Raw genomic sequence first — 14,587 nt, 5'->3', positions numbered from 1 at the left:
CTTCCCGCCGCTGGCCGATCGTGGCGGTCGTCGGCTTGCCGCTCGAAGTCGAAGGCGCTCTCTACAACTGTGCGGCGGTCGTAAACCGAGGCCATTTGTTGGGAATCGTCCCAAAGATCTATCTGCCCAACTATCGGGAATTTTATGAGCTTCGGCAATTTGCTCCCGGCGACGCTGCGGAGCAGCGGGAACTTTCCTTGGCCGGGGAGACCGTTCCTTTCGGGAGCCGTCTCCTCTTTGCGGCGTCGGACGAGCCCCTCTTCCGGTTTGCGGTGGAAATCTGCGAGGATCTCTGGGTCCCGATTCCCCCATCCTCCTATGCGGCGCTGGCCGGCGCGACCGTGCTCATCAACCTTTCGGCCTCGAACATTACGATCGGCAAGGACGACTATCGTCGAGAGCTCGTGAGCAACCAGTCGGCGCGCTGTCTTTCGGCGTACCTCTACGCCGCCGCCGGTTGGGGCGAATCGACGACCGACCTGGCTTGGGATGGGCACGGGATGATCTACGAAAATGGAAACCGCTTGGTCGAAAGCGAACGCTTTCTGGAGCGGAGTCAACTCGTCACGGCCGACGTCGACCTGGAGCGGCTTGCGGCCGATCGGCGCCGTCAAGGGAGCTTTGCTCAGAGTCGCTTTCACTATCGACAAGAGGTGGAAGGTTTTCGTCGGATCCCGTTTCGAGCCGAGCTTCCCCGAGACGGGGTTCTCTTACTGGAGCGCAGCTACGAGCGATTCCCCTACGTCTCCAGCGATCCGCAAAAAAAGGAAGAACGATGTCGTGAGGTCTACCAGATTCAAGTGCAGGGCCTGGCCATGCGATTGCAAGCGACCGGGCTCCGGAAGGCGATCGTGGGGATTTCCGGAGGGCTCGATTCGACCCAGGCGCTCCTGGTGACCTGCCGGGCGATGGATCGGCTCGGGTTGCCTCGAAGCAACGTGCTCGCCTACACGATGCCCGCCTTTGGAACGAGCGAGCGCACCCTGGAGCAGGCGGTTCGGCTGATGGCCGCCTTGGGGTGTTCCGCTCACCAGATCGACATTCGGCCGAGCTGTGAGCAGATGCTCCGGGATATCGGTCATCCCGCGGCTCACGGGGAGAAGCTTTACGACACGACCTTTGAAAACGTCCAAGCGGGGGAGAGAGCAAGCCATCTCTTCCGCTTGGCAAATGCGCAGGGAGCCCTCGTAGTGGGGACGAGCGACTTGAGCGAGCTCGCCCTGGGTTGGTGTACCTATGGAGTGGGCGATCAGATGGCGCATTACCATGTCAATGCGAGCGTTCCCAAGACGCTGATTCGTCATTTGATCGCATGGGAAGCCGAGCGGGCACTGCTGGGAGAGGAGACGAGCGGGCTCTTGCGGGAGATTCTGGCGACGGAGATCAGTCCGGAGCTGATTCCCGGCGGCGAGGGAGGCCAGCCGGGGCAACGGACCGAAGAGGTGGTGGGACCCTATTCCCTGCAAGACTTCCACCTCTATTATGTTCTCCGGTTCGGCTACAGCCCGCCCAAGGTCGCTTTCTTGGCTTGGACCGCTTGGCACGACCGCAATCGCGGGAGCTGGCCGATCGGCGAGACCGAGTCGAGACCAGAATGGTCGATCGCAGAGATCAAAAGGTGGCTGCGCATCTTTCTTCGCCGATTTTTCGCGGAAAGCCAGTTCAAACGGAGTTGCATTCCGAATGCCCCCAAGGTTGGTTCCGGCGGCTCTCTCTCCCCTCGCGGGGACTATCGAGCGCCGAGCGACAGTCCGGCAACGGTCTGGCTGGCGGCCTGCGAGGCCATTCCTGACCGGGATCCGGTGGGTCTTTCTCCCCGTTAGTCCTTCCACGGGAAGGAGAGCGAAAGCGGGGATCTTCCCGAGAAGGGAAGCGGAGTTTCATCCGCCTCTCCGGGAAAGAAGACTTTTGCTTTTCTCTCGGAAAGGGTTTGGATAAAGGCAGCTTTGGCGGCTTCTTCCCCGCCTGATGAGGAAAGAAGGAATCGCCGAGAAGAACGCCCGCGCCGCATAGAGAGGCGAGCCCAATCAAACTCATGAGCACAGCCCCAGTCAATCCAGCCGAGTCGCTCGGCCGCCGGATTGCGAGCCTCCCCTTCGCCCCGTGGCGTTGGATTCTCGAATGGAGGAAGAGCAAGGAGCGTGCCCGGGAATCGGCCTTGCGGGAGACGGAAAAAGCGATAGCCCGCCACCTATGCGAGCTGAGCCGAATGCCGCTTCCCGATCTCTTCCGCGAGCTGGGTACGTCCGAAGCGGGACTCGAAGAGGAGGAAGCGGAGAAGCGCCTAGAAGAGAGCGGATACAACGAAGTCCATTCGGAGAAAGCGCCGAATTGGGCCCAGATGCTCCTTTGGAGCTATGCTAACCCCTTCGCCATTCTCCTGTCGATCATGGCGCTGATGGCGGGCTGGCTCGGAGAGTGGCCCGGGGTCTTCATCATGTCCGTCATGATCGCAGTCAGCGTGCTCCTTCGCTTCTTCCAGGAGTTCGAGTCGAGCCGGGCCGTCGAAAAGCTCAAGGCGATGGTCCGCACGACCGCCATGGTCCGCCGCCGCTGGACGGAATCGGAGGAGGGCCTCCCCGCTCCGGAGATGGCGCGGGGAAGAGAGATCCCCTTGCGGCAAATCGTTCCCGGAGACATCATCCACCTCTCCGCCGGAGATATGATTCCGGCCGACGTACGGCTCCTTTCGACCCGGGATCTTTTCGTAAGCCAGGCGGCCCTCTCCGGAGAGTCCTTTCCGGTGGAAAAGTTCGATTCCCCGACAGGACCCGTAGGCGAGGTAGATCGTCCGGTCGACGTCTTCGGCCTTCCCAACATCGCCTTCCTCGGAACCAATGTGATTTCCGGCACGGCGACCGCGGTTGCCTTGCGCACCGGTCCGGCGAGCTATTTCGGCGCGCTGGCCAAAGGGATCCGGGGATACCGGGCGACCACGAGCTTCGACCAGAGCGTCAGCCGGGTGAGTTGGCTGCTGGTGAAGGTCGTCGGCACGATGATTCCCATCGTACTGCTGCTCAATGGATTCACCAAAGGGAATTGGACCGAGGCCTTTCTCTTCGCCTTGGCCATCGGGGTCGGTCTCACCCCCGCGATGTTGCCGATGATTGTGACGGGGGCGCTAGCGAAAGGGGCGATCAGCCTCTCCCGTCGCAAGGTGATCACCAAGCGCCTCAACGCCATCCAAAACATCGGAGCCATCGATGTACTCTGCACCGACAAGACGGGAACCCTGACGCACGACCGGATCATTCTAGAGCGATTCCTGGATCTGGAAGGAGAGGAGAGCGCCGAGGTTTTGGAGTACGCCTACCTGAACAGCTACTACCAGAGCGGGCTTCGCAACTTGCTGGATGCGGCGGTCCTCGAAGAGCGCGAGGTGGGGAAGCGGCTCATCCCCCATTTTCAGAAAGTCGACGAGATTCCCTTTGATTTCGAGCGGCGGCGCATGTCGGTCGTGGCGCGCAGGGTTTCCACCGGGCGCGACTTGCTGATCACCAAGGGGGCCGTCGAAGAGATGATCCGGATCTGCAGCCATGTGAAAAAAGGGCAAGAGATCCTCCCTTTTTCCAAGGAGATGAAACGCCACGCCTTGACCTTACGCGATGAACTCAACAGCGATGGCATGCGGGTTCTGGCGGTCGCGTGGAAGGAACTGCCCCTCCAAGCCGGGACGGCAGTGACCGCTGCGGATGAAAAGGAGCTCACGTTTTGCGGCTTCATCGCCTTTCTCGACCCTCCGAAACACGATGCGGGACCCGCGATTCGAGCTCTTCAGAAGTCGGGGGTCGAGGTGAAGGTGATCACGGGAGATAATGAGATCGTCACCTCTCGGATCTGCGATTGGGTTGGCTTGGAGATCAAAGGGGTCTTGCGCGGCTTCGAGATCGAGAAGCTTTCCGATGAGGAGCTGGTCGCGGCTTCGGAAAAGACATCCGCTTTCGTCAAGATGGCCCCCTTGCAAAAGGCGCGCGTGATCCGCGCGCTCCGCGCCGGAGGGCATGCCGTCGGCTTTCTCGGAGATGGCATTAACGACGCGCCGGCCCTTCGGGAGGCCGACGTCGGTATCTCCGTCGATACCGCAGTCGACATCGCCAAGGAATCGGCCGACATCATCCTCCTGGAGAAGAACCTCATGATTCTCGAAGAGGCGGTGGTGGAGGGTCGGCGGATGTTCGGCAATATCGTCAAGTACATCAAGATGGCGACGAGCTCGAATTTCGGCAATGTCTTAAGTGTCTTGGGATCGGGAGCGCTTCTCCCATTCCTCCCGATGAAACCTCTCCAGCTTCTCATCATCAACCTGATCTATGACCTCTCGCAGACGCTGATCCCTTGGGACCGCATGGATGACGAGTTCGTCGCCAAGCCGCGAAAATGGGAGGCGGAAAGCATCGGTCGCTTCATGGCCTTTATCGGGCCGATCAGCTCGATCTTCGACTATGTAACTTTCGGAGTGCTCTGGTTCGTCTTTCAGGCGAATAGCCCCTCCCATCAAGCGCTCTTTCAATCGGGCTGGTTCGTCGAGAGCCTTCTCTCCCAAAGTCTGATCGTCCACATGATTCGAACCAGGAAGATTCCGTTTTTCCAGAGCGTGGCGGCATGGCCGCTGGTAGTAGCGACGATCATCGTCTTCGTGGTAGGACAGGTGATCCTCGCGACACCTTTCGGAGCGGCGGCCGGATTGGTTCCTCTTCCCATGAACTTCTACTTTTGGCTCTGGGGGATCCTCCTGGCCTACTGTGTGCTCACGCAGCTCGTAAAAAACTGGTACGTGCGCCGTTTTGGAGAATGGTTGTAATCGAGCGGAACTTGTCCGTTGTTTTTCTCGAAGGGAGCCCGTAGCATCGAACCTCTTCATGAACCTGGTGGCGATGGGGCGGAGGGTATTCGAGATCGAGATCGATTCCCTTCGTTTGGTGGAAAAGAAGTTGGGGCCCTCCTTCGAGGAGGCCGTTCATCGGCTCTCCGAAGTCGTTTCGAAAAATCGAAAGGTGATCGTCGTTGGGGTCGGCAAGTCGGGACATATCGGTCAAAAGATCGCTGCGACCTTGTCCAGCACAGGGGCCCCGAGCGTCGTGCTCAATGCGGTCGACGCCTTTCACGGAGACTTGGGGATCGCTTGCGAAGGAGACGCGGCGATTGCGCTGAGCTACAGCGGAGAGACGGAGGAGCTCGTCCGTTTGCTTCCGTATCTCAAAAGGATGAAGGTCTCGGTGATCGCGCTGACGGGCAACCTCCGATCGACGCTTGCGCAAAACGCAGACATCGTTCTGGATGTCCAGGTCGAGAAAGAGGCCTGTCCGCACAATTTGGCGCCCACGTCCAGCACGACGGCGATGCTGGCCCTCGGGGACGCCTTGGCGATGGTCCTATTGGAAAAGCGGGGATTCCGAAAAGAGGACTTCGCCCGCCTTCATCCCGGAGGAACCTTGGGCCGCAATCTGCTGCTGCACGTAGGCGAAATCATGCGCCCGCGGGAGGCGATCGTGATTTTGCCGACGGGAGCTTCCGTGACGGAGGCGCTCCGAGAGTGGAATCGGAAGAGAGCCGGAGCCGCGGTGGTCGTCGACGAGGCCGGAACCCTCGTCGGGATCTTTACGCATGGGGACTTCGTGCGCCATTACGAAAAGAACCCGCGAGTCGGCGAGCTTCCCCTTTCCGAGGTGATCACGGCGCATCCCGTCACGGTCCGAGTTGACAAGCTTGCGGTGGAGGTGCTCAATCTTTTTGAAAGCCATCGGATTGACGATCTTATCGTGGTCGACGGGAAGAATCGGCCGGTCGGCATGGTCGATTCTCGGGATCTCACCATGCACAAGTTGATGTAGGAAAAGAATCACGTATTTATGACGAACGCGAGCGATGTGAGCAAGGGGCAGGCGATCCGCCATCACGGTGCCGTCTGTCTCGTCTTGGAAACGCAACACAGAACTCCGGGGAACCTACGTGCCTTTGTCCAGATGACATTGCGCAACCTGAAAACGGGAAGATCTTCGGTCGAACGCTTCGGCTCATCGGACAAGGTCGAATTGGTCAATGTCACCCGGAGGAAATGCGAATACAGCTACCGGGAAGGCAAAGATTATGTCTTCATGGATCCGGATAGCTATGAAAGCATCCCGGTCCCAGAGGAGCTGGTCGGGAAGGCAAAGGACTTTCTTACCGAAAACCAGACCGTCGACCTTCTTTTTACGGATGAAACGGTGGCCGCCGTGGAGCTGCCGCCTACCGTTACCTTGAAGGTGATTCGCTCCCCGGAGGGCGTTCGAGGCGATTCCGCGACGAATGTAATGAAAGTGGCCGAGCTCGAAACCGGCTTGAGCGTTCAGGTACCGCTCTTCATCAAAGAGGGAGAGAGGATCAAGATCAGCACGACGGAGGGGAAATATTTGAGCCGGGCGTAGCGCCTCCGCAAAAAGGGCGAGCCGGAAGCCCTTTCGGGCTGCGAGGACCGGACGGAAAGGAGCCTATGCCGAAGTGGGTAAAGATCCTCCAAGCGGCCCAAGCCGGCATGGGATGGACCGACGAGGAGCTGGCGGAAGGTTCCCGGACGCCCTTGCAGAAGCTCCGAGAGTTGAAAGCCGGTGTTCTCGATTCCGACGCGCTTCGGCGCGTGGCTCGTGCGCTGCACCTGGGTGCTGATGCTCTGCTCGTCCTCGCTCAGGGAGGCGGGGTTCTCCCGAGCCTCCCAAACCTAAAAACCCTTCGGAGCATCGAGATGGGAGCGCGACGCGGCTACTTGCTCTGGGATTCGGCCTCCAGGCTCGCTGCTCTCATCGACATCGGGGGGGAGTCTCCTCAGGCGGTTCGGCTCTTAGAAAAAGAGTTTCTTGTGGCGCGTTATCTTTTCTTCACGGAATCGAGTCAACCCGTGGAGCCCGAATGGATCCGCTTCTTGGAGGAGCGGAGCGCCCTTCCGGTTCGTCCGGAGGGAGAAAAGGACGGTACATATCCCCTGGGAACCCTTCAGGTGGACCGCCGCCTGGTTGCCGTTGGGGAAGGAGTGAGCCGCAGCCTCTACCTCGTTCGGGGCTTGGATGTCCCGGTCGCTTTTATCGGACGCTTGCTTTCGCTCCCCGACGGAGGTACCGAAGAAGGGCGGTCGCTTCGTTACCGGCGATGGCTCGAGGAGGCACACTCCCATATCTTTACCCTGAGCGACGAAACTCTCTTGTGTCCTTCGAGCGGCCCCGTTACTTCGGTTGGTTTCGAAAAAGCGCACAACCCCTTTTTCCCCGAGTTCGAGCATTTTTCTCCCTTTGCAAGCTTAACAGAAGAGAACCGCAACCCGTGAAAGTAGACCCTTTCTCGTTGCTTTCGGGCGCAGCCGTCTTGTTGTCGGTCGGACCCCAAAGGCGCGGTCTCGAGAAAAAGAGGAATGGATACCGATGAACGGAGAGGAACCGCATCCGCTTCTCGTCTTCACGGGAAGCGCCAATCGGCCGCTGGCGGAGCGGATTGTCGACTCAATCGGCATTCCTCTGGGTGCGGCGACGATCTCCTCTTTCCCCGACGGGGAGACTTTCGTCAAGATCGATGAAAACATCCGGGGACGCGATGTCTTCATCGTCCAGCCCACCTGTCCGCCCACCAACCACAACATCATGGAGCTGCTGATCATGATCGACGCGGCCAGGCGGGCGAGCGCGGCACGGGTGACCGCCGTGATCCCCTTTTACGGCTATGCTCGGCAGGATCGGAAAGATCGCCCGCGGGTGGCGATCACCGCCAAGCTGGTCGCCAATCTCCTGGTCGCGGCGGGAGTCAACCGCGTGCTGACCGTCGATCTCCACGCGCAGCAGATCCAAGGGTTTTTCGATATCCCTGTCGATCATCTCTACGCAGCGCCCGTTCTCTACCGCTATCTCGCCACAAAACAGCTTACCAATCTGGTTGTGGTCTCCCCCGACGTAGGGGGGATCAAGCTCGCCTCGGGTTATGCACAGCTGTTGGGCGCCGGATTGGCCCTGGTGGTCAAACGCCGCGTCGATGCGGAGCATACGGAAGCGCAATTCGTGGTCGGCGATGTCGCAGAGCGGGACGTCCTGATCGTCGATGACCTGACGGAAACGGCCGGCACGGTAACCTCCGCCGCTCGGATCCTCAAGGAGATGGGGGCGCGGCGAATCTTTGCCGGCATTTCACACGCGGTACTCAATCCTTTGGGTATAAAACGGCTACAGGAATCTTGCTTGGAAGAGCTCATTGTCACGAACACGGTGCCGGTCCATCCCATCGAAGGAGTGAAGATGACCGTGCTCGATGTCGCTCCCCTTCTAGGGGAGGCGATCAAGCGGATCCACAACGGTCAATCGGTCTCCTCGCTCTTCCGCGTGGACGGCAAGATGATTCTCCCATGAGCAAAGAGCCTTCCTTTTCGGCCGAGCTACTCCATCTGCTCGAGGAAAATTCCCTTCGATCGCCGGAACTCCTCGGCAAGCTCTTGGATCGCGAACCCTCCGAAGTAGAGCAAGAGATCGCCCGGCTCGAGAAAGAAAAGGTGATCCTCGCTTACAAGGCGATCGTGGACGACGAAAAGGCGCAACGCCGGACTGTAAAAGCTGTCATCGAGGTGAAGCTCGTTCCGGAGCGGGGAGGGGGTTTCGATCGCTTGGCTCGAAGAATCGCCCGTTATCCAGAGGTTACTTCCTGTTTTCTCATGAGCGGGGGCTACGATCTCCTGGTCTTCCTCGAAGGCTCCACCTTGCAGGAGGTCGCCCTCTTCGTCTCCGAGAAGCTCGCGACGCTGCGGGGGGTGACCTCTACGGCAACCCATTTCATGTTGCGAACCTACAAGCAGCAGGGCGTCCTCGTCGGAGACGCCGCCGAGACGGATCGTCTGCCGATCAGCCCGTGAAACGAAGCACCATGGAGCCGGCTCCTCATCCTCGGCGGGGAAAAATCCTCCCTTTCGTCCCTGACGGCGAATCGTGGGTGGCACGACATGTGCGGGATCTTCCCCGGTCGGGAATCCGAGACTTCTTCGATCTCGTGCAAACGATGGAGGGGATTGTTTCTCTGGGGATCGGTGAACCGGGAGAGTGCACGCCTTGGAACATTCGGGAGCAAGCGATCTTCGCCCTCGAGTTGGGGAAAACAGGTTACACATCGAACATCGGCCTTCCGCGGCTGCGCCGGGCGATCAGCCGCTACATGGAACGCCTGACCGGAGTGCGTTACGACCCGGAAGAAGAGATTCTCGTGACCGTCGGTGTCTCGGAGGCGCTCGATTGCGCCTTGCGCGCCATCGTCAACCCGGGAGAGCAAATTCTCTTCGCAGAGCCGAGCTACGTCGCCTATTCCCCTGGGGTAGTGCTCGCGCACGGAGTTCCGGTCGGAGTCCCCACCCGGTTCGAGGATACATTCCGCTTGCGGGCCGAAGAGTTGGCCGAGAAAGCGAGGCCAGGCGTCAAGGCGCTGCTCTTGAACTCTCCGGCGAATCCGACCGGCACGATGGTAAAAGAAGAAGAGTTGGAAAAGATCGCGGGGATCTGTCGAAGGGAGAATTGGGTCGTTCTTTCCGACGAGATCTATGCGGAGTTGACCTACGAGAAGCCCCACCGTTCCATCGCAAGCCTCCCCGGCATGAAGGAGAGGACGATCGTCTTCAATGGATTGTCCAAAGCCTTCGCGATGACCGGCTTTCGCCTCGGTTGGGCTTGCGGTCCGGCGCCCCTGATAGCCGCGATGGTCAAAATCCACCAGTATTCGATGCTCTGTGCGCCGATCTTGAGCCAGGAGGCCGGGGTCGAGGCGCTGGAGCATGGCGCGGCCGAAGTCGAGGCGATGCGCCGGATCTATCAGAAAAAGAGAAACTACCTCTGGCGTAGCCTGACCGCCTTGGGTTTCCCTTGTCATTCCCCGGAGGGTGCATTCTATCTTTTTCCCTCGATCGCACCGTTCGGCCTTTCTTCGAAAGAGTTCGCGCTTCGTCTTTTGCGGGAAGCGCTCGTCGCAGTCGTTCCGGGTACCGCGTTCGGACCGTCGGGGGAAGGACACCTTCGGTGCAGCTTCAGCCCGCGCATGGAAGAGCTGGAGGAAGCGGTCGGACGCCTCAGCCGATGGATGCGCAAGAGCTTCCCCAAAAAAAGCGATCCGGCGGCGAGGAGTTGAGAAATCGGAAGCGAGCACTTCTTGCGTTGGTGGTCAAGGCCTTGGATACTGTCTTCATGAACTCTCGTTTCCATCGGTCCCTCTTTTGTTGCGGGGCAAGGGCGAGTTAGAACGGAGAGGAGTGCCTGTGGATTTGCAAACGGCTCGAGAAGGAAGTACGGAAAAAATCGTCCAGTTTTCCGTTTACATGGAAAACAAGGCGGGTCGGCTGCTCGACCTGGTTCGCCTTTTGACCGGCGGCGGGGTCGACATCGTCGGCTTTACGATCCTCGATTCGGTCGATGCGGCCGTGATCCGCCTGGTCGTAGACGACCCCTCGAACGCCCGCGACCTCCTGCACGAACATAATATTGCTTTCAACGAGTCGACGCTGGTGGCGGTAGAGCTTCCTCAGAGTGCGGAAGATCTGCGGAAGCTGCTGGCGACTCTTTTGCAAGCCGAGATTAACATCTACTTCAGCTATCCCCTCATGACCCGTCCCTACGGGAAGGCGGTGCTCGCCCTTCGTGTCGAAGATGACGAATTGGCCCGCGCGGTTCTGATTCGCAACCAGTTTCGGGTGCTTTCCCAAAAAGATATCAGCCGCTAAACGGCAGGGAACGATCAGGGAGAGAGGATCATCTCCGCGAGCGCCGAGCGTAGCGGTGCGCTCGAAAGGGCCATGAACCCCCGGTTGGGGTGGTCGAGTTCGAGTATCAAGAAGAGAGCGCAAGCGATGGAGAGCGCTCCTGTGAGGAAAGCGACGACGATGGTCGCATTGAGCCGCACGAAGAGAGCGAATCCGAAAAACAGGGCGACCAGCCAAAAGAGGAGAACCCCGAGAAAGGCGGACGAGATCGAATTGCTTCCTTCACGTTCCATGAGGGCGCGACTATGCCGGAGCGAAGCTGCGACGGTAAACGCTTCTCTCTGAATAAAGCTCTGCGCCTCCGTTCTCGGTTTCAAATTCGCGACACTCGCGAAAAAGGATCCTACCGTCGAGCGGGTCCGCCAAGCGCCGCTCCCCTCCATCGTCCCGATCATCCTAGCGACCGTTTCCCGAAGTTCCCTGCGTGCGCCGGACGCCTCGGGGCCGTAGTAGGTGAGGAGTCTGTCGATTTCGGTGATGCTCGCTGCGATCTCCAAGAGTTGCTTTGTCTCCGCCGATCGGATGCTCTGGGCCTGGGCCGTGAGGAAGCCCAGGACCATGGCCGAGAGCGTGGCGATGAGCCCCATGATGAGCTTGATCGCGTCCGCGGAGCCCTTCTCAAGATGATGGCTCGGCAAACGCCCCGCCACGGCGGCCCCGGCGATTGCCGCCAGAAAGACCGAGGCGAAGGCCGACGCAGCGAAGAGGAGGGGGTTCAAATTTCCCAGCATGGACGGCTCGCGAAATACGACCAAAGAGAAGGGGCGGGGCAAGAAAAATCGCTTCCGGCTGGAACAACGGCAGGGAAGGGTCGGGGACGGCCGCCTTTGCCTATGCGCAAGGCGGCTCCAATCCCGTCCGAACATCGCGGCGGCTCGGCCGATGCGATGCGCGCGAAGCGACGCTCTTGCTCAATGGAACCCTCGGGACGATTGTCGCGATCCGTTCGCTCCCATCGAATCCCCGGAACGGGGAGAGATGCTCCCGGAGTCGGGTCATTCCCGCGAATGGATTGGCAGAGGCGTCAATTTCCTGGGGTGAATCGGTTTTATAGCGCTGACCAAGAGTGCGCGAAGATGGGGAGGAGCGGGATCGGGATCGAGCGGTTGGATCCGGATCTTGGTGAATCCGGCGGCGGAGAGCCACTTTTCGAGTTCGCTCTCCGAAAAGCCGAGCCAGTAGTCTCCGTAAAGCGAACGGGCATCCTCGAAGGAGTGCTCGCTCAAATCGAGGATGGCGAGCGTTCCTCCCGGCCGCAGAATCCGAGAAGCGGCCGCAATCGCTTGTGCGGGATTCGGAGCATGGTGGAGCGCCTGGCTCAATACGGCAATGTCGACGCTCGACAAAGGGATCGGCGGGTTTTGCAGGTCACCCACCCGGAATTCGAGGTTGGCGAAGTTTCGCTTTTTCGCTTCTTGCGCGGCAAAGGCGACCATCTTGGGGGAAATGTCGACCGCGATGACGCGCTCCGCCCGCTCGGCGAGAAGCTGCGAGAGCCAGCCCTCGCCGCATCCCAGGTCGGCGATGACGACGGGTGAGAGCAAGCGGGCGAGGAGGGGTCCCACCGCCGGCCAACCCCTTCCGGGACAGGGAGCGCCCCCCAGCCGACCCGCCATCCGATTGAAATGGGCGCGGGTTTCTTCCTTTCGCCTTTCGATCACCTTCCGCAGCCGCTCGGGATCGCGATCCGCCTCGCCGCTTTCCTCCAGCAGGAGAAGCGCCGTGGCGGAGAGGCGTGCTTCGGCTTCTTCCCGCTCGGGAGGGAGGGAGTAAAAGGTCTTTCGGCCTTGGCGGCGGGCGCAGACCAGCCCCTCGGATCGAAGCAAGGCGAGATGACCCGAAACGGCCGGCTGGCTCGCTTGGAGAACTTCGCAAATCTCGGCGACGGAAAGTTCCTGCTTCTGCAACAGGGCGAGGATGCGCAACCGAGTGAGATCCCCCAACATCGCCCAGAGGCGGCGGAGCCGATCGCCGCGTCGGGCTGAGGAGGAAGGGGCTTTTTCATGCATCAATCTATATTTATCAATGAATATTTCGGTTGCCAACGCTCGATTTTCTCTCAAGAATGGCGCCGTGATCCCCAGAAAACATGTATTCGCCTCGGAATCGGTAACCGAAGGGCATCCGGACAAGGTCTGCGATGCCGTTTCGGATTCAGTCCTCGATGCCTGCCTGGAACAAGACCCTCACAGCCGAGTCGCCTGCGAGACGCTTGTGAAAAGCAATCTCCTCGTGCTGGCCGGAGAGATAACCACGCGTGCGAAGCTCGATTATGTCCAGATCGCGCGCGAACGAGTTCGAGAGATCGGCTATGATGAGCCGAGCGAGATCTTTCACGCCGACAAGCTGCAGATCCTCTACGCTCTTTCGCAGCAGAGCCCAGACATTGCCCAGGGCGTTGACGGCACCCATGGAGCGACTCCCGGGGTTCAAGGAGCGGGGGATCAAGGCATGATGTTCGGCTTCGCTTGTCGGGAGACGCCCGAGCTGATGCCCGCTCCGATCACCTTTGCACACCGTCTCTGTCGCCGGCTCTCCGAGTTGCGCCGCACGAAGGTGGTGCCGTGGCTTCGCCCGGACGGGAAAGCGCAGGTGTCGCTCCTCTACGAGGGGAATCGGCCGGTCCATGTGGAAGCGATCGTCGTCTCGACGCAGCATGCTCCGGAAGTCGGTCAGAATACGATCCGGGAAGTCGTGCTAGCCGAGGTTGTAGCAAAAGCAATTCCGCCCGAGCTTCTCGATCGCTCCACGCAGTATTTCATCAATCCGACCGGACGCTTCGTCGTCGGCGGGCCGGAAGCCGACAGCGGTTTGACCGGACGCAAGATCATCGTGGACACCTATGGCGGGATGGGAAGGCATGGGGGAGGCGCCTTCAGCGGAAAGGATCCGTCGAAGGTCGATCGCAGCGCCGCGTATATGGCTCGGTATGTCGCGAAGAACGTCGTGGCATCCGGCGCCGCCGACCGGGCGGAAGTGCAGCTCGCCTACGCCATCGGCCATCCCGATCCCGTCTCGGTCGCCGCTGACACTTTTGGGACCGGACGGGTGGAGGAAGAGAAGATCGTCCATGCGATCCGGGATGCATTTCGGCTTAAGCCAGCGGAAATCATCGAGGAGCTCTCGCTGCTCCGGCCGATCTACCGACAGACCACCAACTACGGGCACTTCGGGCGGGTCGATCAGCTGGACACCTTTTCCTGGGAGCGGACCGATCGCGCGCTGCTGCTGCAAAAGCTGCTCGGCCTTTAGGAAAAGCAAGCTGCAAAAAGCAAACTGCCACAGAGAAAGAAGGGTTTTCGAACATGACGACTGCTGAAACGCAAGAGAAGCGAATGACTTCCGCCGGGGACTTCCGAGTCAAGGACATGACATTGGCCGAATTCGGCCGGAGGGAGATCGAGGTAGCCGAGGCGGAGATGCCCGGATTGATGGCGCTGCGCAAGGAGTTTGGACCGACGCAGCCTCTGCGGGGAGCCCGAATCGCGGGTTGTCTCCACATGACAGTGGAGACTGCGGTCCTCGTCGAAACGCTCATCACGCTCGGAGCGGAGGTGCGGTGGAGCTCCTGCAACATCTTTTCGACGCAGGATCATGCGGCGGCGGCTCTCGCTGCGCGGGGCATTCCGGTCTTTGCCTGGAAAGGGGAGACCGAGGAAGAATATCTCTGGTGTATCGAGCAGACGCTTCGCTGGCCCGACGGCTCGTTCCTCAACATGATTCTCGATGACGGCGGAGATTTAACCGAGCTCGTGCATGAAAAGCATCCGGAGCTGCTGCCGGGCATTTATGGCATTTCCGAAGAAACGACGACGGGGGTGCACCGGCTCGCGCGGCGGGCCG

The 14,587-nt window shown here is 60.0% G+C and carries 13 protein-coding genes; 11 read left to right on the top strand and 2 right to left on the bottom strand.

Annotated elements, in window-relative coordinates:
• The 9 genes from FN369_RS00200 to FN369_RS00160 form a co-directional block, all read left to right on the top strand.
• Window positions 1-1,823, top strand: a 1,823-nt coding sequence (locus FN369_RS00200) for an NAD(+) synthase (RefSeq protein ID WP_142524209.1), incomplete at its 5' end; no start/stop codon positions are given.
• Between the two features lie 212 nt (window positions 1,824-2,035).
• The gene (gene mgtA, locus FN369_RS00195; protein ID WP_142524208.1) at window positions 2,036-4,801 is read left to right on the top strand and encodes a magnesium-translocating P-type ATPase; all 2,766 of its coding nucleotides are present in this window, start codon (window positions 2,036-2,038) and stop codon (window positions 4,799-4,801) included.
• Window positions 4,802-4,859: 58 nt separating this feature from the next.
• A complete protein-coding gene (locus tag FN369_RS00190; RefSeq protein WP_142524207.1) occupies window positions 4,860-5,831 on the top strand; it encodes a KpsF/GutQ family sugar-phosphate isomerase in 972 nt (323 codons plus the stop codon).
• A gap of 18 nt (window positions 5,832-5,849) precedes the next feature.
• Window positions 5,850-6,407, top strand: a complete 558-nt coding sequence (gene efp / locus FN369_RS00185) for an elongation factor P (RefSeq protein ID WP_142524206.1) — start codon at window positions 5,850-5,852, stop codon at window positions 6,405-6,407.
• A 65-nt stretch (window positions 6,408-6,472) separates the two neighbouring features.
• The gene (locus FN369_RS00180; protein ID WP_142524205.1) at window positions 6,473-7,297 is read left to right on the top strand and encodes an MBL fold metallo-hydrolase; all 825 of its coding nucleotides are present in this window, start codon (window positions 6,473-6,475) and stop codon (window positions 7,295-7,297) included.
• Between the two features lie 94 nt (window positions 7,298-7,391).
• A complete protein-coding gene (locus FN369_RS00175) occupies window positions 7,392-8,363 on the top strand; it encodes a ribose-phosphate diphosphokinase (protein ID WP_142524204.1) in 972 nt (323 codons plus the stop codon).
• Window positions 8,360-8,860, top strand: a complete 501-nt coding sequence (locus FN369_RS00170) for an Lrp/AsnC family transcriptional regulator (RefSeq protein ID WP_142524203.1) — start codon at window positions 8,360-8,362, stop codon at window positions 8,858-8,860. Before FN369_RS00175 ends, FN369_RS00170 begins: the two co-directional genes overlap by 4 nt.
• Entirely contained in the window at window positions 8,857-10,116 is a 1,260-nt protein-coding gene (locus FN369_RS00165; RefSeq protein ID WP_342799701.1) for a pyridoxal phosphate-dependent aminotransferase, read from the top strand. Before FN369_RS00170 ends, FN369_RS00165 begins: the two co-directional genes overlap by 4 nt.
• 127 nt (window positions 10,117-10,243) lie before the next feature.
• Window positions 10,244-10,705, top strand: coding sequence for an ACT domain-containing protein (locus tag FN369_RS00160; RefSeq protein WP_178087565.1), 462 nt, complete (start codon window positions 10,244-10,246; stop codon window positions 10,703-10,705).
• Between the two features lie 14 nt (window positions 10,706-10,719).
• Here the strand turns inward: FN369_RS00160 and FN369_RS00155 are convergent, their stop codons facing one another.
• Both FN369_RS00155 and FN369_RS00150 read right to left on the bottom strand, forming a co-directional pair.
• On the bottom strand, window positions 10,720-11,475 hold the full coding sequence (locus FN369_RS00155; protein ID WP_142524202.1) for a bestrophin-like domain: 756 nt from the start codon (window positions 11,473-11,475) through the stop codon (window positions 10,720-10,722).
• A 264-nt stretch (window positions 11,476-11,739) separates the two neighbouring features.
• Window positions 11,740-12,753, bottom strand: coding sequence for an ArsR/SmtB family transcription factor (locus FN369_RS00150; protein WP_246189452.1), 1,014 nt, complete (start codon window positions 12,751-12,753; stop codon window positions 11,740-11,742).
• A 16-nt stretch (window positions 12,754-12,769) separates the two neighbouring features.
• Between FN369_RS00150 and metK the strand changes: the two genes are divergently transcribed.
• Both metK and FN369_RS00140 read left to right on the top strand, forming a co-directional pair.
• On the top strand, window positions 12,770-13,996 hold the full coding sequence (gene metK / locus FN369_RS00145; RefSeq protein ID WP_246189451.1) for a methionine adenosyltransferase: 1,227 nt from the start codon (window positions 12,770-12,772) through the stop codon (window positions 13,994-13,996).
• A gap of 53 nt (window positions 13,997-14,049) precedes the next feature.
• Window positions 14,050-14,587: adenosylhomocysteinase (locus tag FN369_RS00140; protein ID WP_246189450.1), on the top strand; the 538-nt coding region annotated here is incomplete at its 3' end.

This window comes from Methylacidimicrobium cyclopophantes, from assembly GCF_902143385.2.
Classification (GTDB): Bacteria; Verrucomicrobiota; Verrucomicrobiia; order Methylacidiphilales; family Methylacidiphilaceae; genus Methylacidimicrobium; species Methylacidimicrobium cyclopophantes.
The sequence above is the reverse complement of the archived record's forward strand: the minus strand, read 5'-3'. Positions and strand labels throughout refer to the sequence as shown.